This window comes from Aeromicrobium sp. S22 (assembly GCF_009661045.1).
GTDB classification, from domain to species: domain Bacteria; phylum Actinomycetota; class Actinomycetes; order Propionibacteriales; family Nocardioidaceae; genus Aeromicrobium; species Aeromicrobium yanjiei.
In genome coordinates, this window is sequence record NZ_WJWV01000001.1 from 1,178,161 (window position 1) to 1,199,587 (window position 21,427).

General features: G+C 70.3%; 16 protein-coding genes. 5 read left to right on the forward strand and 11 right to left on the reverse strand.

From position 1 onward, the window contains the following. Nucleotides 1-6 precede the first annotated feature (6 nt). The 4 genes from GEV27_RS05855 to GEV27_RS05870 form a co-directional block, all read right to left on the reverse strand. Nucleotides 7-1,761, reverse strand: coding sequence for an ABC transporter ATP-binding protein (locus GEV27_RS05855; RefSeq protein ID WP_153933682.1), 1,755 nt, complete (start codon nucleotides 1,759-1,761; stop codon nucleotides 7-9). Beyond that, the gene (locus GEV27_RS05860) at nucleotides 1,758-3,458 is read right to left on the reverse strand and encodes an ABC transporter ATP-binding protein (RefSeq protein WP_194839851.1); all 1,701 of its coding nucleotides are present in this window, start codon (nucleotides 3,456-3,458) and stop codon (nucleotides 1,758-1,760) included. The genes GEV27_RS05855 and GEV27_RS05860 overlap by 4 nt, the downstream gene beginning before the upstream one ends. Nucleotides 3,459-3,789: 331 nt before the next feature. Beyond that, nucleotides 3,790-5,481, reverse strand: a complete 1,692-nt coding sequence (locus GEV27_RS05865; RefSeq protein ID WP_153910309.1) for an acetolactate synthase — start codon at nucleotides 5,479-5,481, stop codon at nucleotides 3,790-3,792. A gap of 45 nt (nucleotides 5,482-5,526) precedes the next feature. After that, on the reverse strand, nucleotides 5,527-6,444 hold the full coding sequence (locus GEV27_RS05870) for a DUF2785 domain-containing protein (protein ID WP_243838749.1): 918 nt from the start codon (nucleotides 6,442-6,444) through the stop codon (nucleotides 5,527-5,529). Nucleotides 6,445-6,482: 38 nt separating this feature from the next. On the opposite strand from GEV27_RS05870, the gene GEV27_RS05875 reads away from it, so the two are divergent. Continuing rightward, a complete protein-coding gene (locus tag GEV27_RS05875; RefSeq protein ID WP_153653561.1) occupies nucleotides 6,483-7,937 on the forward strand; it encodes a sensor histidine kinase in 1,455 nt (484 codons plus the stop codon). A gap of 72 nt (nucleotides 7,938-8,009) precedes the next feature. Here the strand turns inward: GEV27_RS05875 and GEV27_RS05880 are convergent, their stop codons facing one another. Continuing rightward, on the reverse strand, nucleotides 8,010-8,261 hold the full coding sequence (locus tag GEV27_RS05880; protein ID WP_082530375.1) for a WhiB family transcriptional regulator: 252 nt from the start codon (nucleotides 8,259-8,261) through the stop codon (nucleotides 8,010-8,012). Between the two features lie 153 nt (nucleotides 8,262-8,414). On the opposite strand from GEV27_RS05880, the gene GEV27_RS05885 reads away from it, so the two are divergent. The 3 genes from GEV27_RS05885 (at nucleotide 8,415) to GEV27_RS05895 (ending at nucleotide 11,132) form a co-directional block, all read left to right on the forward strand. Then, nucleotides 8,415-8,810: a hypothetical protein gene (locus GEV27_RS05885; protein WP_153653559.1), complete on the forward strand. Its 396-nt coding sequence runs from the start codon at nucleotides 8,415-8,417 to the stop codon at nucleotides 8,808-8,810. Between the two features lie 132 nt (nucleotides 8,811-8,942). Beyond that, nucleotides 8,943-10,145: an NADP-dependent malic enzyme gene (locus GEV27_RS05890; RefSeq protein ID WP_153653557.1), complete on the forward strand. Its 1,203-nt coding sequence runs from the start codon at nucleotides 8,943-8,945 to the stop codon at nucleotides 10,143-10,145. Nucleotides 10,146-10,163: 18 nt separating this feature from the next. Beyond that, on the forward strand, nucleotides 10,164-11,132 hold the full coding sequence (locus GEV27_RS05895) for a zinc-binding dehydrogenase (RefSeq protein WP_153933683.1): 969 nt from the start codon (nucleotides 10,164-10,166) through the stop codon (nucleotides 11,130-11,132). A gap of 95 nt (nucleotides 11,133-11,227) precedes the next feature. Here GEV27_RS05895 and GEV27_RS05900 read toward each other — a convergent pair whose 3' ends face one another. The 6 genes from GEV27_RS05900 to GEV27_RS05920 all read right to left on the reverse strand — a co-directional run bounded on the left by GEV27_RS05900 (nucleotide 11,228) and on the right by GEV27_RS05920 (nucleotide 18,976). Then, nucleotides 11,228-11,953 (reverse strand): AAA family ATPase, encoded by a 726-nt coding sequence (locus GEV27_RS05900; RefSeq protein WP_309222059.1) that lies wholly within the window; start codon nucleotides 11,951-11,953, stop codon nucleotides 11,228-11,230. A gap of 22 nt (nucleotides 11,954-11,975) precedes the next feature. Continuing rightward, entirely contained in the window at nucleotides 11,976-12,149 is a 174-nt protein-coding gene (locus GEV27_RS05905) for a DUF1059 domain-containing protein (protein ID WP_153653539.1), read from the reverse strand. 43 nt (nucleotides 12,150-12,192) lie between these two features. Further along, entirely contained in the window at nucleotides 12,193-12,369 is a 177-nt protein-coding gene (locus GEV27_RS17545) for a DUF6104 family protein (protein ID WP_194839850.1), read from the reverse strand. 20 nt (nucleotides 12,370-12,389) lie between these two features. Then, nucleotides 12,390-16,184, reverse strand: a complete 3,795-nt coding sequence (locus GEV27_RS05910) for a multifunctional oxoglutarate decarboxylase/oxoglutarate dehydrogenase thiamine pyrophosphate-binding subunit/dihydrolipoyllysine-residue succinyltransferase subunit (RefSeq protein ID WP_153933684.1) — start codon at nucleotides 16,182-16,184, stop codon at nucleotides 12,390-12,392. A gap of 130 nt (nucleotides 16,185-16,314) precedes the next feature. Beyond that, nucleotides 16,315-17,358 carry a winged helix DNA-binding domain-containing protein gene (locus tag GEV27_RS05915; protein ID WP_194944138.1) on the reverse strand — a complete coding sequence of 348 codons (1,044 nt, stop codon included), beginning with the start codon at nucleotides 17,356-17,358 and terminating at the stop codon, nucleotides 16,315-16,317. A gap of 34 nt (nucleotides 17,359-17,392) precedes the next feature. Continuing rightward, entirely contained in the window at nucleotides 17,393-18,976 is a 1,584-nt protein-coding gene (locus tag GEV27_RS05920; RefSeq protein ID WP_309222060.1) for a glycosyl hydrolase family 18 protein, read from the reverse strand. A gap of 117 nt (nucleotides 18,977-19,093) precedes the next feature. Here GEV27_RS05920 and GEV27_RS05925 point away from each other — a divergent pair, with 117 nt between their 5' ends. Further along, nucleotides 19,094-21,400, forward strand: coding sequence for a glycosyltransferase family 2 protein (locus GEV27_RS05925; RefSeq protein WP_153933686.1), 2,307 nt, complete (start codon nucleotides 19,094-19,096; stop codon nucleotides 21,398-21,400). Nucleotides 21,401-21,427 lie beyond the last annotated feature (27 nt).

The following is a 21,427-nucleotide window of genomic DNA, read 5'->3' on the forward strand; positions in this document are numbered from 1 at the left end:
CGGCCCTCAGCTCGCCCAGGCGGTCCAGAGATCGGCGTAGCGGCCTCCTGAGGAGACGAGCTCCTCATGGGTGCCCTGCTCCACGATCCGACCGCGATCCATCACCACGATCCGGTCCGCGGACTGCGCCTGGGCGAGCCGGTGCGCCACGACGATCGCGCTCCGGCCCGCGATCGCGGCGAGCGCGGCCTGCTCCAGCTCCCGGGCCCCCGACGACCCGGCCTCGGCAGTCGCCTCGTCCAGCACGACGACCTGGGGGTCGAGCAGCAGGACCCGGGCCAGCGCCAGCTGCTGCGCCTGGGCCGGGCTGAGCGGCGCCCCGAGATCACCCACCTGCGTATCGAGCTGCTCCGGCAGCGCCCGCGCCCACGGCTCCGATCCCGTACGGCGCAGGGCCTGCCAGAGCAGCTCGTCGTCTGCGTCCGCACGCGCGAGAACCAGGTTGTCGCGCAGCGAGCCCGCGAAGACGTGCACCTCTTGCGACACGAGCGCCACGTGCCGGCGTACGGTCGCCTCGTCCGCCGCGACGAGGTCGAGCTGCCCCAGGCGTACGGTCCCGGCGGTCGGCTCGATCGTGCCGGCCGCGATGCTTCCGAGGGTCGTCTTGCCGGCCCCCGTGGACCCGACGACGGCGACGTGCTCGCCGGGGGCTATCCGCAGGTCGATCGCCGAGAGGATCTCGCGGTCGGCCTCGTACGCGTGGTGGACCCCCTGCAGCACCAGGTCCGGCGCCGGGCCGGGCTCCTGCGTCGACACCGGGCGGCGGGGGATGAGCGCCACACCGGCGAGCCGTGCGAGCGCGGCGCCACTGGACTGCACGGAGTCGAAGACGAACAGCAGTGCGCCGATCGGGTTGAACAACCGGTGGAAGAACAGGGCCGCGGTGGTCGCCGCACCGACCGTCACGGCGTCGTCCCGGACGAGCAGGAATCCTGCTGAGAGGACCAGCGCCAGCCCGACGAACTCCGAGCTGTTCATGCGGGCCCCGAAGCGCGTGTAGAGGCGGAAAACGCCGACGGTGATGTCCACCGCCTCCTGCGACCGGCGGTCGATGCGCTCGAGGGCGTCGTGCTCACGGCCGAACGCGCGCAGGGTCGACGCGCCGTGCACGCCGGTCACGAGGGCGTCCGCGCGCTCGCCCTCCGCGGTGCGCTGGCGGGCGTAGAAGGGGGCCGAGCGGGGCAGGTACCAGCGGAGCGCGAAGACGTAGCAGGGGATCGCGCCGAGCCCGGCGAGGCCGAGTCGCCAGTCCAGCGCGAAGAGGCCACCCGCGGTGAAGACGACTGCCGCGAGCGAGTTGATGAGCAGGGGGATCGCCTCGTCGAGTGCCCGGGTCAGGTGCCGCACGTCGTCCCCGACGCGCGAGACGATGTCGCCGATGCCCGCCGCCTCGATGCGAGCGGTCTCCAGGTGCAGGGCGCGGTCGAGGACGTCCTCGCGCAGCTGGGCCAGTGCGGGTGCCACGGTGTGCGCGAGTGCCGCCATCGACAGCGTCGCGAACACGCCGCCGAGGATGCCCGACACGACCATCACGGCGACGGCCCGGTGGATAACGGACGCGTCGGAGCCGTCCCGCACGGCGTCCACGACCCGGCCGATCATGAGGACCGGGATGATCCCGGCCAGGCCGACGACCAGGAACGACGTGATCGTCAGCGCGAGTCCGGCGGCACGACCGCGGACCATGCGCCACGCGAGCACGGCGGTGTCGCGCGCCGACGCGACGGGCAGCAGGTCGTGGGTGGGTGCCTGGGTGCTCATCGCAGCACCGCCTCGCGGTAGGACGGGTCGCCGATCAGCTGGCCGTGTGGCCCTTCGGCCACGACGCGGCCGGCCTGGACGAACAGCACGCGGTCGGCCTGCTGCAGCATCGCGGGGCTGGAGGTGATCACGACCGTCGTGTGCCCGCGCCGGCCGCGTACGTCGCGCAGCCCGGCCGCGATCGCGTGCTCGGTCACCCCGTCGACCGCACTCGTCGGGTCCTGCAGCACCAGCAGCGGTGGGGCGGCCGCGAGCGCCCGAGCGAGGGCGACGCGCTGGCGTTGCCCGCCCGAGAGGCTGGAGCCACCCGCGCGTACGGGGCGGTCCAGACCGTCGGGATGGAGCGCCACGACGTCGTCGACCGCCGACGCGGCCAGCACCTCGTCCAGCTCGGCAGGCGTCAGGTCGTCGTCGGGATCGATCGCCGACCGCAGCGTGCCCTCGAAGATCTCGGTGTGGTGCGGGCTGACCAGCATGTTCTCGCGGCGGGACTCGATCGTGAGCTCTGCGAGGGGCACGTCGCCGAGGGTGACGGAGCCGGTGGCGGCCTGGGCCGTCCCCGCGAGCAGGTGCACGAGAGCGTCCGAGGTCGTCGGGTCGTCGATCGTGATCGCCAGCAGCTCACCGTCCCGGGTCGCGAAGGACAGGCCGTCCAGGGGCGCGTCCACCACCGCGTCGACCCTGAGCTGTGGGCGGTCGCCGTGCGGGACACGGTCGCCGACGGGGACGATCCGGGGCGTGGCCAGGAAGTCCGCGATCCGGCCTGCGGACGCACGGGAGGCCGCGAACTGGGCGCTGATGTCGCCCAGCGCCGAGATCGGCTCGGCCAGGAACTGGGTGAGGCCGACCAGGGCGATGAGCTGGCCCAGGGTGATCTGGCCGTCGAGGGCGAGGGTGCCCGCCACGAGCGTCACGAGGGCGAGGAGGATCCCACTCAGCCCGGTGGTCATGCCCAGCAGGTAGCCCCAGGAACGCGCGACGCCGATCGTGTCGTGGCGGGCGGCCTGGCTGGACGCGCGGTAGCGGCGCAGGGCGACGTCCTCCCCGCCGATGCCCTTGAGCGGACGCAGCCCCTGGACGAGGTCTCCGGCGAGCCCGGACGTGCGGGCAGTGCTCTGCTGCTGGCGGTGCGTGCGGCGCGCGACGAGCGGGGTGACGACCTGGATGAGGATCACGACGGCGGGCACCCCGATCAGGATCATCAGCCCGAGCTGCAGGTCGACCTGCAGGACGTACACCGCGACGACCAGGACGCTGGCCATCGAGGACACCGCGAACGCCAGCTGCCACATCACCTGCGAGACCAGCTCGGCGTCCGAGGTCGCGACCGACAACGTCTCGCCGGGCAGCATCGACGTGCGGGCGCCCCTGGGGTGCAGGACGTGCCCGGCCACCTCCGTGCGCAGGAGATGGGCCTCGTCCTCCAGGCTGCGGACGACGAGGCGGCCGCCGAAGCGGTAGCTGTTGGACAGCACCGCGAACAGCACGGCGAAGCCGAGAAGCGCAAGCAAGAAGGCGGATCCGTCCTCGCGTGCGATCCCGCGATCGACGATCACGCCGATGAGAACGGGCACGAGGGTCTCGCACATCTGCCAGACCATGATCAGCGAGAAGCCCAGCGACAGGCGCCTGCGGTGGCGGCGCAGGCTGCGCGCGATCAGGCGCAGACCGGTGCTCGGTGGGGAGGTCTCAGGCATGCGCTGCGGGGACGATCGTCGGGATCTCAGCGGTCGGGCCTTCCAGGTGCACCCGACCATCTTTCCGGATGGCCACCCGCTCCCCACCTCCGGGGACCACGCGGCGAGTCACCCACGGACGGTGAGGAGTCGCGTACGGACGGTGAGGAGTCGCGTACGGACGGTGAGGAGTCGCGTACGGATGACGGCCGAGTGACCGCATCCCGTGCGTGACTCGCGGGCGTCCGTACGTGACTCCTCAGGCGCCGTGCGTGACTCGTCGGCCGCCGTGCGTGACTCGTCGGCCGCCGTGCGTGACTCGCGGGCGTCCGTGCGTGACTCGTGGGCGGGGTCAGATGCCGGTGGTGGCCCGGGGGTAGGCGGCGTCGACGTCGGTCATGACGTTGACGAGGTACGGCACGCCGGAGGCGAAGGCCCGGTCGATCGCCGGACCGATCTCCTGCGGATCGGTGACCAGCTCGCCGCCGCCACCGAGCGCGGTCACGACCTGGTCGTAGCGGGTCTGCGGTGCGAGGTCGGCCGCCACGTCATAGCCGTACAGCCACTGCATGGGCCCCTTCTCCAGACCCCACGCCGAGTTGTTGCCGACGATCATGACGACCGGCAGCCGGTGCCGCACGAGCGTGTCGACGTCCATCAGCGACATGCCTGCCGCGCCGTCTCCGTAGAGCAGGACGACCTGGCTGGACGGCCGCGCGATGCGGGCGGCCATCGCAGCTCCCATGCCTGCGCCGAGGCAGCCGTACGGTCCGGGGTCCAGCCACCCACCGGGACGCTTCGGCTCGACGAACTTGCCCGCGAACGACACGAAGTCGCCGCCGTCGCCGATCACGACTGCGTCATCGGCCAGGCGGGGGAGCAGCTCCCCGTAGATGCGCGCGGGGTGGATGGGGTCGGACGCGGCGGAGAGCAGCCCGCGGTCGCGGTCGGTCGCCGCTGCCACCTCGTCCTGCAACGTCGACAGCCACGGCGTCCAGTCGGGCCGGCCGCCGGACGTCGACTGCAGCGCGGCCAGCAGCGTCGTGAAGACCGTGGTGAGGTCGCCGCTGGCAGAACCTGCGAGCTCGGCGTGGTCGGAGACCTGGCCGGGGGAGTCCGCGAGGTGCACGGTCCTGGCCGGCGTCGCCCCGTCCTTGCCGCCGAAGATGCCGTAGCCGAGGCGGAAGTCCAGCGGCGTCCCGACCACGATGACGAGATCGGCCCGGGTGAACGAGGTCGAACGCGCCTTGGTGACGAGCTGCGGGTGACCGCCGGGGACGATGCCGCGCCCCATGCCGTTCGAGATGACCGGGATGCCGGTCTCGGTGACGAAGTGCAGCGCCGCCTCCTCCGCGCGGTCGGCCCACACGTCGGTGCCGAGCACGAGGACCGGCCGCTCCGCCGCCGCGAGCAGCGCCGCAACCTCGCGCAGGGCGTCCGCATCCGGCTCGATCGCCGAGACGGCGTTGCCCTCGGAGGTGTACGTCGTGGGGGCGCTGTTGAAGAACTCGTCCATCGGGATGTCGACGAACGTCGGCCCGCGGTGCGAGGAGCCGGCAAGGGTGAACGCCTCATCGATCGTCGGCGCGATGTCGGCGACGCTGCGCGCGGTCGTGGCGGACTTGGAGATCGTGCTGAAGATCGGCGGCTGGTCGAGCTCCTGCAGGCTGCCGGTGCCCCACCGGTTGTTGGGCGCCCGCCCGCCGACGACGACGAGCGGCGACCCGGCGAAGCTCGCCTGGGCCACGGGGCTGACCCCGTTGGTCACGCCGGGGCCCGCGGTGAGCACGGCCAGCCCGGGCGTACGGGTCAGCTTGCCGATGGCCTCCGCGGCGAAGACTGCGGTCGGCTCGTGGCGGACGTCGATGATCGGCACGGCCGGCTCGGCCTGGACCGCGGCGTCGTACAACGGGAACACATGGGCGCCGGACAGCGTGAACATCTGCTCGACCCCGTGGGCGCGGGCCACGTCAAGCGCGTGGATGCCGCCGTGCGGCGGGGCGGGGGTCGTGGTGTCTGCCGGGCCGGCGGGATCAGTCGTCATGTGACGCAGGTTACTCGACGGTAGGGAGCACCGCCCGGACGAACGTCAGCCGAGGGGACGGGCCCGCGTCGTCGACCGGTAGAGCCACGGCTGCTCGGCGCGGATCTGGTCGAGCACCGCCAGGATGAGGTCGGCCCGGTGCGCCGGCTGCTCGGCGAACAGCTCGGCGTCCGCGCGCAGGTCGTCGCGTCCCTGCACGCCCAGCGCGAGCTGCAGGTGCAGGGCGCGCAGGAACGAGGACGTGTTGCGCACCGCGGGCGCGGGCCACTCCGCCTCGAGGTGCCCTCGCGTGCGGGGCGGCCTGATGGCGTCCCCGAGACGGGCGAGCCACGGCTCCACGATGCCGGGATCGAGCGCGTCGCGGTGCAGCAAGGTCATGACCGCGTACGCCAGGCGGTCCTCCTCGCCGTGGCGCCAGATGTACGCCGTGGGGGTCAGCACCCTGTCGGCGATGACGTCGAGCAGCACCGTGAGCTCGAGCCGGGCGAAGTGGCGCGAGCGCGCGAGGGCGGCCAGGAGGTCGGCGCCGTGGGCGATCGAGTTGGCCCAGCCCTGCTCGGGGATCCAGCCGCGGTGGTCCTGCTCGCGGACGTACCAGGCGGTGGCCCGGTCGCCCCAGTCCAGCACCGACGCCGCGGGCAGGAGGTGCTCGTTGTTGTCGCGGCCGATGATCTCGGCGAGCATCAGCGCGCTGTACGAGCGACGCATGACCGAGACGTCGCCGTCGTGGCCGAGTCCGTAGCGCATGCCCGGCGCGATCCCGTCGCCCAGGCCGGACAGCAGCTCGTCGTACACGCCGCGGGTGATCCACGTGGTCAGCAGGGGATAGGCCAGGTCCTCGCGCACCCGTGGATTGGGGTGTCCCAGCATCTCGACCAGCTCGACGGTGCACTCGTCCAGACCGCGGTGGGAGGGGACGGCCATCCCGCTCTGCATGACCGATTGCCAGTACGCCTCAGACACTCAGCCATCGTGCCACGCGGCGCGACTAGGCTGGATCAATGCCCTCGCTCGACGACATCGCGCAGTTCCAGACGTCGCTCTCAGGAGAGGACGTCGCCTGGCTGCACGCGCTGGTCACGGACTGGCAGATCATCGCCGACCTGTCGTTCTCCGACCTGGTCCTGTGGGTGCCCGACGGCGAGGCCAAGGGTATGTGGGCCGCCGCGCAGATCCGCCCGACCACCGGCGCGACGACGCTGCTCGAGGACGTCGCCGGGACGTTCTTGCCGACGGGACGCGGTGATGTGCTCGAGGCCGCCCTGAGGAGTGGCCGGGTGGTCCCCGACCTGGTGATCGAGGAGCGCGACGGCTTCCGCGTACGCGTCGCGGTGATCCCGGTCAGCCGGGCCGGCCGGACGATCGCGGTCATCGCCCAACGCAGCGCCGCGGCCGGCCTGCGCACGGCCAGCACCTTGGAGAGCTCCTACTTCGAGGCCGCCCACGAGCTGGCCGAGATGATCCGGCGCGGCGAGTTCCCGCTGCCGGGCACCCGCAGCGACCTGTCGGACTCGCTCCGGGTCGGCGACGGGTTCGTGCGCACCGACGCGTCCGGGGTCGTGCGGTACGCCAGCCCCAACGCGATGTCGGCCTACCGACGTCTCGGCCTCTCCGGCGATCTCGTCGGCACCCACCTGGGCAACGTCACCACGGGCCTCGTCGACCGCCGGCCCACCGATCGGGGCGCGGGCGGCCTGCTGGGCGGCGACGAGAGCATCGAGGCCGAGATCGAGAACTCGCAGGCCTCCCTGTTGCTCCGGGTCATCCCGCTGCGGTCGGCCGGTCGCCGCAGCGGATCGCTGATCCTGCTGCGGGACGTCACCGAGCTGCGCCTGCGCGAGCGCGAGCTCGTCTCCAAGGAGGCGACGATCCGCGAGATCCACCACCGGGTCAAGAACAACCTCCAGACGGTCGCCGCCCTGCTGCGTCTGCAGGGTCGCCGCATGGAGAGCCCGGAGGCGCGCGACGCGCTCGAGGACGCGGTCCGCCGGGTGGGGTCGATCGCCCTCGTGCACGAGACGCTCAGCCAGTCGTTCAGCGACTTCGTGGAGTTCGACGAGATCGCCGACCGGCTGCTCCACACCGTGCTCGACGTGTCGGACGGCCCGGCCGGCGCGAACCGGATCGCCGCGGAGCGGTTCGGCTCGTTCGGCCTGCTGCCGGGGGAGGTGGCGACGCCCCTCGCAATGGTGCTGACCGAGCTGATCCAGAACGCCGCGGCGCACGCGTACGACGAGGGCGGCGGCACGCTCACCCTCGCGGTCAACCGCATCCGCGACAAGGTGCGCCTCAGGGTCAGTGACGACGGTGCGGGTCTGCCGGACGACTTCGACCCCGCGGGAAGCCTGGGGCTCTCGATCGTGACGACGCTGGTGGAGGGCGAGCTCGGCGGCACCCTGGCGTTCGAGGAGCGCGTGGGCGGCGGCACGACGGTCGCGATCACGCTCGTGGTGTGAGCGCCCTGCGCCTGCAGATACAAAGAACCCCGCGGCCGTCAGGCCACGGGGTTCACCGATACGTGCGTACGCTCAGGCAGTACGAATACGTGCCCGAGCATTGCGACGCTTCAGCGTACGACGTTCGTCTTCGCTCAAGCCTCCCCACACACCGTGATCCTGTCCGGACTCGAGTGCCCACTGGAGGCACTGCTCGCGAACATCACAGCGGCGGCATACGACCTTGGCCTCTTCGATCTGCAAGATGGCAGGACCCGTGTTGCCGATGGGGAAGAAGAGCTCAGGATCCTCATCGAGGCATGCCGACTTGTGGCGCCAGTCCATGGGGACACTCCTTCCCGTTCGGTTGCGCCCAGGGCAGGACTGTTTGTCCGTCCCAGGGCTGAGACACCATGGTTTCAACATTCGGGACCGTTTACAAGGGCCAGAGGGCCAGGCGAATTGTCGCATCGGTCACATGGTGCCTAGGCTGGCGTCGTGACGTCTTCTGGACGGCCGTCCGGGACGGCCAGAACGCTGCTGCTCGTGGCCGCTGCGATCGTGGCCCTCGAGGCCGTGACCTTCCTGGTGCTGGCGGTGGTCGAGGCGGCCCACATCTCCGGCGACCGGGTGGGCCTCGGAGTGGGTACGACGCTGTTCCTCGTCGTGATCGGGGCAGGCCTGCTGTACGCGGCGCGGCGGGTGACCGAGGGGGACGCGTGGGCCCGCAGCCCGCTCGTGTTCGCCCAGCTCATCGTCCTCGGCCTCGCGTACAACCTGCGGGGGGACCCGGCCTGGCTCGCTCCCGTCGTCGCGGTTCCGGCCGTGATCGCGCTCGTCGCGCTGCTGTCACCGCCGGTGACCCGCGCGCTCAGCCGCGATTCACCCGTGTGAGAGAGTGAGAGCCGGGCACAACCCGTCGCTTCTCGCTCCTGCGGGACAGCACACCCTGCGGCACACCTGCCGCGTCGGCGACCTGATCGGTGCCGAGGACCAGCACGGACACGTTCCCGAGGATGCCCTTTCATGGTTGCCACAGACATCGACCTGCAGGACTCGAGCTTTCCCGATCCTGACGATCCCGTCTTCGCCCTGCACCGCGGCGGCAAGATGAGCATCAGCGCCACCGTCGACATCAATGACGCCCACGACCTGTCGTTGGCGTACACGCCGGGCGTGGCCCGCGTGTGCGAGGCGATCGCCGCCGACCCCGATGTCGCGCACGACTACACCTGGGTCTCCAACACCGTCGCGGTCGTCACCGACGGCACCGCCGTGCTGGGCCTCGGCGACATCGGCCCCGCCGCGTCGATGCCGGTCATGGAGGGCAAGGCGATCCTGTTCAAGCAGTTCGGCGGCGTCGACGCGATCCCCGTGGCCCTCGACACCACCGACGTGGACGAGATCGTCGAGACGATCGTGCGCCTCGCCCCGACGTTCGGCGGGATCAACCTCGAGGACATCTCGAGTCCCCGCTGCTTCGAGATCGAGCGCCGCCTCATCGAGCGCCTGGACATCCCTGTCTTCCACGACGACCAGCACGGCACCGCGGTCGTGACCCTCGCCGCGCTGATCAACGCCGCCCGACTGACCGACCGGTTCCTCGAGGACCTGAAGATCGTCATCTCCGGCGCGGGCGCCGCGGGCGTCGCGATCATGAAGATCCTGCAGTCCGCCGGGGCGAGCAGGATCTCGGTGGTCGACCGGGCCGGCGTCATCCACCCCGGTCGTGACGACCTCAACGAGGTCAAGCAGTGGATCGCCACCGAGACGGCCGACTGGGCACGTCCCGGGTCGATCGTGGACGCGATGGACGGCGCGGACGTCTTCATCGGGGTCTCCGGCGGCACGGTCGCCGAGGAGGCGGTCGCGAAGATGGCGCCGGACGCGATCGTGTTCGCGATGGCCAACCCGCACCCGGAGGTCCACCCCGACGTGGCCCACCGTCACGCCCGCGTCGTGGCCACCGGACGCTCGGACTTCCCCAACCAGATCAACAACGTGCTCGTCTTCCCGGGCATCTTCCGTGGCGCGCTGGACGTCCGCGCGACGCGGATCTCCGAGGGGATGAAGCTCGCCGCGGCCACCGCGATCGCCGATCTCGTCGGGGACGACCTCAGCGAGACGTACGTCATCCCGTCACCGTTCGACCCCCGGGTCGCCTCGGCCGTCGCCCGCGCCGTGACAGACACGGCACGTCGTGAGGGTCTCGCTCGTCGTCCGTACTGACCCCATCCAAGGAGCCCCATGTTCGCGGTCTACGCCGGTCAGATCACCCCCGACAACCCCCTGGACGGGCTGGTGGTCGGTGAGCGCCCCGAGCCCGAGGTCCCGGACGGCTGGACGACCGTCACGGTCAAGGCAGCCTCGATCAACCACCACGACGTGTGGAGCCTGCGGGGGGTCGGGCTGGGCGAGAAGTCACTGCCGATGATCCTCGGCTGCGATGCGGCCGGCTACGACGAGGACGGCAACGAGGTGCTGGTCCACGCCGTCATCAGCGATCCGTCGTGGCGCGGGGACGAGACGCTCGACCCGAAGCGCTCGCTGCTCTCGGAGCGGCACCAGGGCACGTTCGCGGAGAAGGTCGCAGTCCCGACCCACAACGTCGTCCCGAAGCCCGCGGGGCTGTCGTTCGCCGAGGCCGCGTGCCTGCCGACCGCGTGGCTCACGGCGTACCGGATGCTCTTCACGCAGTCCGGGCTCAAGCAGGGCGACACGGTGCTGGTGCAGGGCGCCGGCGGCGGCGTCGCCACCGCGGCGATCACCCTCGCCCGTGCGGCCGGCTTCCGGGTCTACGCGACGAGCCGTGACGAGGACAAGCGGGCCAAGGCGATCGAGATCGGCGCCCACGAGGCGTTCGAGTCCGGTGCCCGGCTGCCCACCAAGGTCGACGCCGTGATCGAGACCGTCGGAGCGGCCACCTGGTCGCACTCGGTGAAGTCGATGCGGCCCGGCGGCACGATCGTGATCTCCGGCGCGACGTCGGGTGACGCGCCCTCGCACGCCGAGCTCACCCGGATCTTCTTCCAGCAGATGCGGGTGCACGGCTCGACCATGGGCACCCGCGACGAGCTGCACGCCCTCGCCCAGTTCATGGACGTCACGGGCACCCGCCCGCTGATCGACCGGGAGATCCCGATGGAGCAGGCGGCGGACGGGCTGCAGAGCATCATCGACGGGTCGGTCTTCGGCAAGATCGTCCTGACCCGCTAGGAACCCCACCCAGATTTGCGGAGATCTGCACCGTTCTGCGGTGCAGAAACCGTGCAAGAGTCCGCAAATCTGGGTCGGGTTGGGTTGGGGTGGGGTCAGTCTTGGGCCAGGGTGTGCCGCAGGTAGCGCATCGGGGCGTCCAGGTACGCCTTCCAGTGGCGTACGAGGTCGAGCTCGTCCCACGACGTGGGGCGCAGGCCCCAGCTGCCGACCTCGAGGATGTGGGCCCCCGGCATCGCTGCGAGCACGGGGGAGTGGGTCGCACACAGCACCTGGCCGCCTTCCTGCACGACGTCGTGCAGCACTCCGATGAGCGCGAGCGTCGAGCTGAAGGACAGGGCCGCCTCGGGCTCGTCGAGGCAGTAGAAGCTCGGTGAGTCGAACTTGCGCGTCAGCACCTCGAGGAATGACTCCCCGTGGCTCATCGCGTGGTAGTCGGCATCACCGCCCCCGTGCTCGTCCATGTACGTGTACCAGCCGTGCATGGTCTCGGCGCGCAGGAAGAAGCCCCACCGCCTCGTGCCGATGCCGCGCTGCACGAGCAGGTCGCGGTGCAGCGAGGACTCGGTGGGCCGCGTCTGGTGCAGTCCATGGCTGCTGCCGCCCTCGGGGGAGAGGCCGTACGCGATGGCGATGGCCTCCACGAGGGTCGACTTGCCCGATCCGTTCTCCCCCACGAGGAAGGTGACACCGGGCGGGAGATCGAGTCCCTCGGACATCAGCTGGGCGACGGCCGGCACGGTGTGCGGCCACGCGGCGGGGTCGTACGTCGCGTGCGGATCACGGCTCACCCGCACGACGGGTGGCTGGTCGAAGATCACCGGCGAGCTGTCGGTGGTCGGGTCAGTCCGCGACGGTCTCGTCGGGCACGGAGGTCGCCATCGACAAGATCGCCTCGGCCGGGTAGGACCGTCCACCGTGGCTGTCACGCAGGTGCGTGTCGACCACGCTGACGAACTCGTCGTCGGTCCGTCCCTCGAGCCGCTGTCCGCAGGGACACATCATCATCTTCGCCATGACGCGAGCCTAGCCACCCCTGCCGACACACGGCAGGGGTGGCTCACTCGTCGTCGTCGTCCAGGCGCGCGAGCCAGGTGGCCAGCCGCTCCACCGGGATCTCGAAGTCGGGATTGAGGTCGACGAACGTGCTGAGCTGCTCCGCGAGCCAGGCGAAGGTGACCTCTTCGTCACCTCGCCGGCTCTGGAGCTCCTCGATGCCACGATCCGTGAAGTACATGACCTGTCCTCAGACGCCGATCAGCTGAAGGCCTGCTGCATGAGCGTGGCCTGCTCCTCGACGTGGCGGTTGTGCGAGCCGACCGAGGGTGCCGACGACTCCGGGCGCGAGACCCGCAGCAGGGGCAGTCCGTCGAGCTCACCGCTGAAGTGCAGCGCGATGTGCGGCCACGGACCCTGGTTGGCGGGCTCGTCCTGGACGAAGCGGACCTCGCGCAGGTTGGGGTACTTGGCGAGCTCGGCCTTGAGCTCGTCGAGCGGCCGCGGGTAGATCTGCTCGAGGCGGACGATCGCGGTGCGGGACTGGCCCGACTCGCGCTTCTCCCGCTCGGCCACGAGATCCCAGGTGATGCGACCCGAGCAGAGGAGCACGCGCTCGACCGCCGACGGATCGGCCACGTCGTCACCGATGAGGGGCCGGAACGATCCAGACGTGAAGTCCTCGGGCTGCGAGGCCGCGGCCTTGCTGCGCAGCATCGACTTCGGGGTGAAGACGATGAGCGGACGGTGCTGGCCCTGCAGGTTCTGCCGACGCAGCAGGTGGAAGTACGACGCGGGGGACGAGGGCTGCGCCACCGTCATCGCGTTGTCCGCGCACAGGTCGAGGAAGCGCTCGATGCGTCCCGACGAGTGATCGGGTCCCTGTCCCTCGTAGCCGTGGGGCAGGAGCAGGACGACGCCCGACTTCTGACCCCACTTGGTCTCGCCCGCGGAGATGTACTCGTCGATGACGGACTGGGCGCCGTTCACGAAGTCACCGAACTGCGCCTCCCACATCGTGAGCGCCTCGGGACGTGCGACCGAGTAGCCGTACTCGAAGCCGAGCGCGGCGTACTCGCTCAGCAGCGAGTCGTAGATGTAGAACGTCGCCTGCTCGTCGCCCACGTGCGACAGCGGGGTCCACTCGTGGGCGTTGTTGCGGTCGATGATCGTCGCGAAGCGGGACGAGAACGTGCCACGACGGCTGTCCTGGCCAGCAAGACGCACGGGGCGTCCGTCGAGCAGGAGCGAGCCCATCGCGAGGATCTCGCCGGTGCCCCAGTCGATCGGACCGGCCGAGATGGACTGCGCGCGACGCTGGAGCTGCGGCAGGACCTTCGGGTGGACCGTGAAGCCCTCGGGGACGTTGGTGTACGCGTCCGCGATCGCCTTCATCGTCTCGGGCGTGATCGCGGTGATCAGCTCGCCGTCGTGCTCGGGCTTCTCGGGGTAGTCCGGCGTGCGGGTGTAGTCCGGATCGGACGTGGCCTGCTTGACCTCGGCGAAGTTGCGCTCGAGCTGCGCCTGGTAGTCCGTCAGCGCGGCCTCGGCCTCCTCCAGCGTGATGTCGCCACGACCGACGAGGGCCTCGGTGTAGAGCTTGCGCACCGACTTCTTCGCGTTGATCGTGTCGTACATCAGGGGTTGCGTGAAGCTGGGGTCGTCGCCCTCGTTGTGACCGCGACGGCGGTAGCACACGAGGTCGATGACGATGTCCTTGTGGAACGTGCGGCGGTACTCGTACGCCAGCTGGGCCACGCGGATGCACGCCTCGGGATCGTCGCCGTTGACGTGGAAGACCGGCGCCTGGATCATGCGGGCGACGTCGGTGCAGTACGTCGAGGAGCGCGACGAGGACGGCGAGGTGGTGAAGCCGACCTGGTTGTTGACGATCAGGTGGATCGTGCCGCCCGTGCGGTAGCCGCGCAGCTGCGAGAGGTTGAGCGTCTCGGCGACGACTCCCTGGCCCGCGAACGCTGCGTCGCCGTGCACGAGCACCGGGAGGACCGGGTACTCCTGACCACGGTTGAGCCGGTCCTGCTTGGCGCGGGCGATGCCCTCGAGGACGGGGTCGACGACCTCGAGGTGCGAGGGGTTGGCCGCGATCGAGACCTTGACCTTGTCACCGTTGCCCGAGGTGAACTCACCCTCGACGCCGAGGTGGTACTTGACGTCGCCGGAGCCCTGCACGGTGCGGGGGTCGATGTTGCCCTCGAACTCGCGGAAGACCTGGCTCGGGCGCTTGCCGGCGATGTTGACCAGCGCGTTGAGACGGCCGCGGTGGGCCATGCCGATGCAGACCTCGTCGAGCTTGTCGGCCGCAGCGGCCTCGCAGATCTCGTCGAGGAACGGGATGGTGGTCTCGCCGCCCTCGAGGCTGAAGCGCTTCTGCCCGACGAACTTGGTCTGCAGGAACGTCTCGAAGGCCTCGGCCTGGTTGAGCTTCTGCAGGATGCGCAGCTGCTCCTCGCGCGGCGGCTTGGTGTGCGGACGCTCGACGCGCTCCTGGAACCACTCGCGCTCGGCCGGCTCCTGGATGTGCATGTACTCGATGCCGACGGTGCGCGCGTACGAGTCGCGCAGGATGCCGAGGATCTCGCGGAGCTTCATGAACCGCTTCTCGCTCTTGAACGAGCCGGTCGCGAACTCGCGGTCGAGGTCCCACAGGGTGAGTCCGTGCGACGCGGTGTCGAGATCGGGGTGCATGCGCGGGGAGCTGTCGAGCGGGTTCGTGTCGGCCATCAGGTGGCCGCGGACCCGGAACGCGTGGATGAGCTCGAGGACGCGGGCCTGCTTGTGGACCTCGTCGTCGTGGCTGACCGGGATGTCGCGGGCCCAGCGGATGGGCTCGTAGGGAATCCTCAGCGCGCGGAAGATCTCGTCGTAGAAGCCGTCCTCGCCCAGCAGCAGCGCGTGGATGCGCTTGAGGAACTCGCCCGACTGCGCACCCTGGATCACGCGGTGGTCGTAGGTCGACGTCAGCGTCATCATCTTGGAGATGGCCATCTGGGCGAGCGTGTGCTCGGACGCGCCCTGGAACTCCGGCGGGTACTCCATCGAGCCGACGCCGATGATGACGCCCTGGCCCTGCATGAGGCGGGGGATCGAGTGGTTCGTGCCGATGCCGCCGGGGTTGGTCAGGCTGACCGTGGTGCCCTGGAAGTCGGCGACCGTGAGCTTGTTGTCACGGGCCTTGGCGACCATCGTCTCGTACGCCGCCCAGAACTCGGCGAACGTCATGGTGTCGGCGGCCTTGATGGACGGCACCAGCAGGGTGCGCGATCCGTCGGGCTTCTTCAGGTCGATCGCCAGGCCGAAGTTGATGTGCTCGGGCTTCAGCTGATTGGGCTTGCCGTTCACGACCTCGTAGCCGGTGTTCATCTCCGGCATGGCCTTGAGGGCCTTGACGATCGCCCAGCCGATGAGGTGGGTGAACGACACCTTGCCGCCGCGTGCGCGGGCGAGGTGGTTGTTGATCACGATGCGCTGGTCGAACAGCAGCTTGACCGGCACGGAGCGGACGCTCGTCGCGGTCGGGACCGACAGGCTCGCGTCCATGTTGGCGACGGTGCGCGCAGCGGCGCCGCGCAGCACGACGTTCTCGACCTCGCCGGGACCGGCGGCGGGAGCGTCCTTCGCGGCCGGGGTGGACGGGGCAGGCTTGGACTTGGCGGGCGGTGTCGCGGGCACAGGTGCGACGGGAGCAGGCGCGTCCTTGGCCTTCTCCTCCGGCACGGAGGCCGTGGCCGGCTGCGTCTTGGCGGCCGGCGGGGTGGACGACTCGGGGGACGTCGGCGGCGGGGTGGGCGCAGCGGTCACGACGGGCGCTGCCTTCGCAGGGGCGGCTCCGTTGGGCCCGTCACCGTTCAGGCCGGCACCGTCGCCCGTCCGGAAGAAGGAGACCCAGGTGTCGTCGACGGACGAGGGATCTTCCTGATAGCGCTCGTACATCTCCTCGACGAGCCACTGATTCGTGCCGAAGTCGGGGGTTGAATGGTCTTGTGAGGACTCGGCCACAGCCTCGATCGCCTCTTCCGAATTGTCGCTGGCGCGCATGCTCAAATGTCGCTTAACAGGGTAACGCGAAGGCCCAGCCGTCTGCAGGCAGGTTCGCCTCGGCCACCGCTCTGCCTCCACCGTGCCACGTCGCCGCGTCGAACGTGAGCAATCGCGGCCGAGATCGTGCTCACGAGACGACCGTCACGCGTGCTTCGCGCCCGAGGAACCGGCCGAACAGGGCGGTCTCCGCCTCGACGGCGCGCCGCGTCGTGCTGCGGACCGGGCCCGAGGCGCGCACCACGACGTCGACGGCTCGGGCCGATTGCTTGCGCGTCCACGTGCCGGCCAGCAGCCCGTCGACCATCAGCAGCCCGGTGCCTCGCATGACGTCCTGCGCGGCACCGGCGAACGCTGCGTAGTCGTCGGGCTCGCGGGCGTAGGAGACGTACTCGTCGAAGTTGGGCAGCAGCATGACGTGGGGGACCTCCGCGTCGACCGGCGGCTCGAGACGCCAGTGTGGCGTGCCGTCGACGTCGACGGGGGACAGGTCGGCCAGCTCGATCGCTCGACGGCTGTCGGTCAGCGTCAGGCTCGTCCACCACGCGAGGTCCTTGTCGCGGAAGGGTCCGTGCCCGCGGGCGTAGCGGCGGGCGGCGAGGGCCAGCAGGTCGTCGCGTGGTGGGGGGACCGGCCCCGGCCCGAGCAACCGGTAGGTGTGCTGCTTGCCGTCGAGCGGACCGTTGGCGACGACCGCATCGATCTCGGCGTGCATCAGGACGTGGGCCAGGGCGAGTCCGGAGTGCTCGAGACCAGCTGCCGCCAGATCAGCGCCCAGGTCGGCTCGGGTGCGCGTGGCGCCGTCGGCGAGCGAGGCGACGATCACCTCGGTGCAGCGGTCGAGCCGTGCGTCGGTGAGCCCCAGGCCCTGGTCGATCGGCGCCATGAGCCGGCTGATGCGGGGGGCCGTCAGGGCGAGCCATCCGTGGATGTCGGCGGCGTCGACGAAGTGCCAGGTCGGGCGCAGCACGTGGGTGCGCAAGAAGTCGCCGCGAGCGAACGCGTGCTGCAGGTCGGCGTGGGTGAGCCCGTCGGTGCGCCGGGCGATCGCCCACAGTGCCATGTCGTGGAGCTGCGACTGCACGCACCCGAGGTGGCGGACGACCTGGCCGGCCGAGTCGAACCTCGGGGCATCGAGCCCCTGCGCGTGCAGGCGGCCGACCACGGGTCTCATGCGAGGAGCATCCCGCACGCCACCGACAGGACGGCTACCGCTTCTTCTTGGCCGCCTCGGCCGCCTTCCTGATCTCGGCGTCGGTGAGCGGTCGCCAGGGCGAGGGCTCGTCCTGGGTGGCTCGCGCATCGGGACTGACGCCGGACGAGAACCACTTGGCCGTGAACGGCGTGCCTCGCAGCATGACGCGCTCGCCCTTGCGATAGGACTGGTCCTGCTTCCACTCGGGGTACGTCCCGCGGGGCAGCGTGGGGACGCGCACGGGCTTCTCACCCGGCAGCACGGGCCCGAGCAGCTGCCACGGAGAGGCGGCCTTGTCGACGACCGGGTCGTCCGGCAGGTCGCCGAGAGTCCACCACTTCGCGACGTACGCGTTGCGGTGCCACACGACGCGGGTGCCCTCGACGTAGGTCTTGTCCTCGGCCCACACCGGGTACGGGCTCTTGGCCGGGTCGTCGGTCAGGTCGACCTCGCGACCCTCGCGCCCGCCGGCGGGCCCGGGGACGACCGGCGTCACCTCGCTCATGTCGGGGCGACCGCTCATGCCCCCGCGGAGCGCCTTCGCGAACGTCTGGGTGCCCTGGTCCACTCCGCTGCAGGAGTTGGACACGATCGTCACGTCGGGGTAGTTCTCGCCGCAGGTCCGGTCGCGGTTGAGCGACCACATCGACATCCGGCCGAGTCCCTTCTCCTTCGCGAACGCACTGAGCCCCCGCGCGGCGGCGAGCGTGAAGATCTCGCCCGCGACATCGTTCTGACCGATCATCGGCGTCGCCCCCATGCGGCGCCACAGGGTCGCGGCGCCGACGCGCTCGCCCGAGTCGGCGTAGACCTGGCTGAGCTGGCGGTGGGTCTGCTCCAGGGCGGAGGTGGACGCGTCGAGCATCGACTGGCCCTTCGCCCGGCTGTCGCCGTAGTCCATCGTCATGACGTTGACGCCCGACAGCTCGACGTCGTTGTCCAGCATCACCTTGACCGCTGCCGTGCCCTCGGCGGTCAGGCCGCTCGGCGCGACGGGAAGCGTCAGCCAGACGCGCAGGTCGTGGCCGGCCTTGGCCCGCTCCTTCTGCAGCGTCCTCATCGCCACGGCCCGGCGCGTCGCCGCGGCGCGGTCGGAGAGGGCGGCACCCTCGATGTCGAGATCGATCGTGCGCAGGTCGTAGCGCTCGACCACGCTGCGGTACGCCTTCAGGAGCTTTGCGGGATCCGTGCACGTCGTGGACAGCTCGGAGTTGATGGCCCCGCCGAAGGACACCACGACACTGCCGCCGCGCTGGCGCAGGCGCGCGATGCGTCGATCGAGATCGAGGTCGTCGGAGGCTGCGTCGAGGGAGTACGCGGCACCCCAGGAGGGGGTGCAGGCCTCACCCGGGTCGGTGACGATGAACGACAGCACGACGTCCCGGGCGGCCTTGGACGCGGGCTGCTCGAACTCGTGGAGCGGGGTCACGGTCGCGTCGACGTATCCCGCGTACCAGGCGTCGCCGTTGGCCTCGGCTGCCTGGGAGTCCTGCACGTACCGCCAGCTCGACGTGCCGCCCAGCACGACCGCCGTCACGACGCCCATCAAGATGGTCAGACGTACCCACGACAGGCGCCGTCCCTCGAACCGACTCACGTACGACCCTCTTCTTCTCAAACGACCCCGAGCGGGCACATGGTGTCACCTTTTCGCAAAGCGTGGTCCCCGAACGCCGAGGTGTCGCTAGGCTGTCGCCGAAATCTTTGAGGAGACATGCTCTTGCTGTTGAGGTCGAGGTCCAAGCCCACCACCGAGCCGAGGACCCGACGTCAGTGGGGAGCCGAACGCCGCTCGGAGCCGTTGTCGATCGTCCATCCGGTGCCCAGCGGCGCCAAGATCACGTGGGGACGCGTCGGGATCGTCGTCACGATCTTGTCGTGGATCGGCTACGTCGTCTCGACGATCGTCCGCGAGTTCATCGACTACGGCGGCAACTTCCGCTTCACGATGGAGGCCTTCTCCTATCTCGTGGTCGTGACGTTCCTCACGTTCTCGGCGCTCATGTACCTCGTGGCACGCCAAGGGGCGCTGCTGCGGTTCCGTGACCACGTGCGCGCACCCCGCGGGATGATCGACCGGCACTTCGCCGACACGACCTCCGAGCGCCTCACGGTGCTGATCCCGTCGTACGCCGAGGAGCCGGACGTCGTGCGTCTCACGCTCTGGAGCGCGGCGCTGCAGGAGTATCCGGACCTGCACCTCGTGCTGCTGATCGACGACCCGCCGGCGCCGACGGATCCGGAGGTGCGGGCCAAGCTGGAGGCGACCCGGCGACTCGCGCCGGACATCATGGAGTCCCTGGCCGCGCCGCGCGAACGGTTCCAGGCCTCCCTCGAGCTCGCGACGGCAGAGCTGGCGAGCGGACCGGTCAGGCGCCGCTCGGTCAAGGTCCTGCTGAAGGAGTACCGGGCTGCCGCAGCGTGGCTGGAGGAGATGGCTTCCGCGGAGGACGTCGTGGACCACGTGAGCGAGTTCTTCGTCGACCAGGTGCTGATGGGACTGGCCAACGAGCTCAGCCTCACGGCCCTCGCGCTCGAGGCAGCCCTCGAGCAGGGCGGCCTTCCCGACAGCGGCCGGATCCTCGAGCTGCACCGTCGCCTCGCCTGGATCTTCCGGGCGGACCTGACGAGCTTCGAGCGCAAGGCCTACGGGTCCCTGTCGCACGAGGCGAACAAGGCGATGAACGTCAACGCCTACCTCGGGCTCATGGGCCACGTCTGGCGTCCCAACGAGACCGCCGCGGGCATCATGCTGGACGAGGTCGAGACGCCCCGGCCCGGCGACATCGTCATCCCCGACTCCGGCTACGTGCTGACCCTGGACGCGGACTCACAGCTGCTGCGCGACTACTGCATCCGGCTCGTGTACTACCTCGAGCAGACCGAGAACCAGCACGTCGCGATCATCCAGACGCCGTACTCGTCGTTCCGCGGTGCGCCGACGCGCATCGAGCGGATCGCGGGCGCGTCGACCGATCTGCAGCACATCCTCCACCAGGGCAAGACCCATCACAACGCGACGTTCTGGGTGGGCGCGAACGCGGTGATCCGCAAGCGGGCGCTCGAGGACATCGTCGAGGTCGAGAACGTCGCCGGCTACGACATCAAGACGTACATCCAGGACCGGACCGTCATCGAGGACACCGAGTCCAGCATCGACATCGGCTCCGCGGGCTGGGCGTTGGTCAACTATCCCGAGCGGCTCAGCTACAGCGCGACGCCCCCCGACTTCGGCTCGCTCGTGGTGCAGCGCCGGCGGTGGGCCAACGGCGGCCTGCTGATCCTGCCCAAGCTGTGGGAGCAGGTCCGGCACCGGCGACACAGCCGTACGCGCGTTCACCTGGTCGAGCTCGCGCTGCGGGTCAACTACATGGCCTCGATCGCGTGGGCGAGCTTCGGACTGCTGTTCCTGCTGTTCTACCCGTACGACAGTCGGCTCCTCAGCCCGCTCATCGTGGGAGCCGCGCTGCCGTACTTCATCGCGATGGGCAGTGACCTGCGCGCGTGCGGTCACCGGTTCACCGACATCTTCCGCATCTACGGCTTCAACCTGGTGCTGCTGCCGGTCAACCTCGCAGGCGTGCTCAAGTCGATCCAGCAGGCGTTCACGGGCGAGAAGATCCCGTTCGCCCGCACCCCCAAGGTGCGCGATCGCACGGCCGCCCCGGGACTGCACGTCCTCGTGCCGTACCTGATCGTGCTGTTCTCGTTGCTGACCGCGTGGCGCGACTTCCATCAGGAGAACTGGGGCAACTTCGGCTTCGCGATGTTCAACGCGATCCTGGCGTCGGCGGCCATCAGCGCCTACATCGGCGTCCGTGCGTCGTTCGTGGACATGGGACTGGGTGTCCTCAACTGGTTGTTCGTCGAGCCCAAGCCCAAGGCACCTGCGAAGCAGGTCGCGACCGACGACGACACGATCGACTGGGCCGCGATCCTGTACTACGGCGACCGCCGGCTGGCGCGCGACCTGCGCAGGCGCGGCGATCGACGCCGGCGCCTGCGCCGATCGGAGGGCTGAGCGCCGCGGGGGCGCCCACCCCTGGCC

Excerpts from the sequence above, each read along its gene's own strand:
- GEV27_RS05855 (WP_153933682.1), bottom strand. The coding sequence starts at position 1,761 with ATGAGCACCCAGGCACCCACCCACGACCTGCTGCCCGTCGCGTCGGCG.
- GEV27_RS05860 (WP_194839851.1), bottom strand. The coding sequence starts at position 3,458 with ATGCCTGAGACCTCCCCACCGAGCACCGGTCTGCGCCTGATCGCGCGC.
- GEV27_RS05865 (WP_153910309.1), bottom strand. The coding sequence starts at position 5,481 with ATGACGACTGATCCCGCCGGCCCGGCAGACACCACGACCCCCGCCCCG.
- GEV27_RS05875 (WP_153653561.1), top strand. The coding sequence starts at position 6,483 with ATGCCCTCGCTCGACGACATCGCGCAGTTCCAGACGTCGCTCTCAGGA.
- GEV27_RS05880 (WP_082530375.1), bottom strand. The coding sequence starts at position 8,261 with ATGGACTGGCGCCACAAGTCGGCATGCCTCGATGAGGATCCTGAGCTC.
- GEV27_RS05890 (WP_153653557.1), top strand. The coding sequence starts at position 8,943 with ATGGTTGCCACAGACATCGACCTGCAGGACTCGAGCTTTCCCGATCCT.
- GEV27_RS05895 (WP_153933683.1), top strand. The coding sequence starts at position 10,164 with ATGTTCGCGGTCTACGCCGGTCAGATCACCCCCGACAACCCCCTGGAC.
- GEV27_RS05905 (WP_153653539.1), bottom strand. The coding sequence starts at position 12,149 with ATGGCGAAGATGATGATGTGTCCCTGCGGACAGCGGCTCGAGGGACGG.
- GEV27_RS17545 (WP_194839850.1), bottom strand. The coding sequence starts at position 12,369 with ATGTACTTCACGGATCGTGGCATCGAGGAGCTCCAGAGCCGGCGAGGT.
- GEV27_RS05910 (WP_153933684.1), bottom strand. The coding sequence starts at position 16,184 with ATGCGCGCCAGCGACAATTCGGAAGAGGCGATCGAGGCTGTGGCCGAG.
- GEV27_RS05915 (WP_194944138.1), bottom strand. The coding sequence starts at position 17,358 with ATGAGACCCGTGGTCGGCCGCCTGCACGCGCAGGGGCTCGATGCCCCG.
- GEV27_RS05925 (WP_153933686.1), top strand. The coding sequence starts at position 19,094 with ATGCTCTTGCTGTTGAGGTCGAGGTCCAAGCCCACCACCGAGCCGAGG.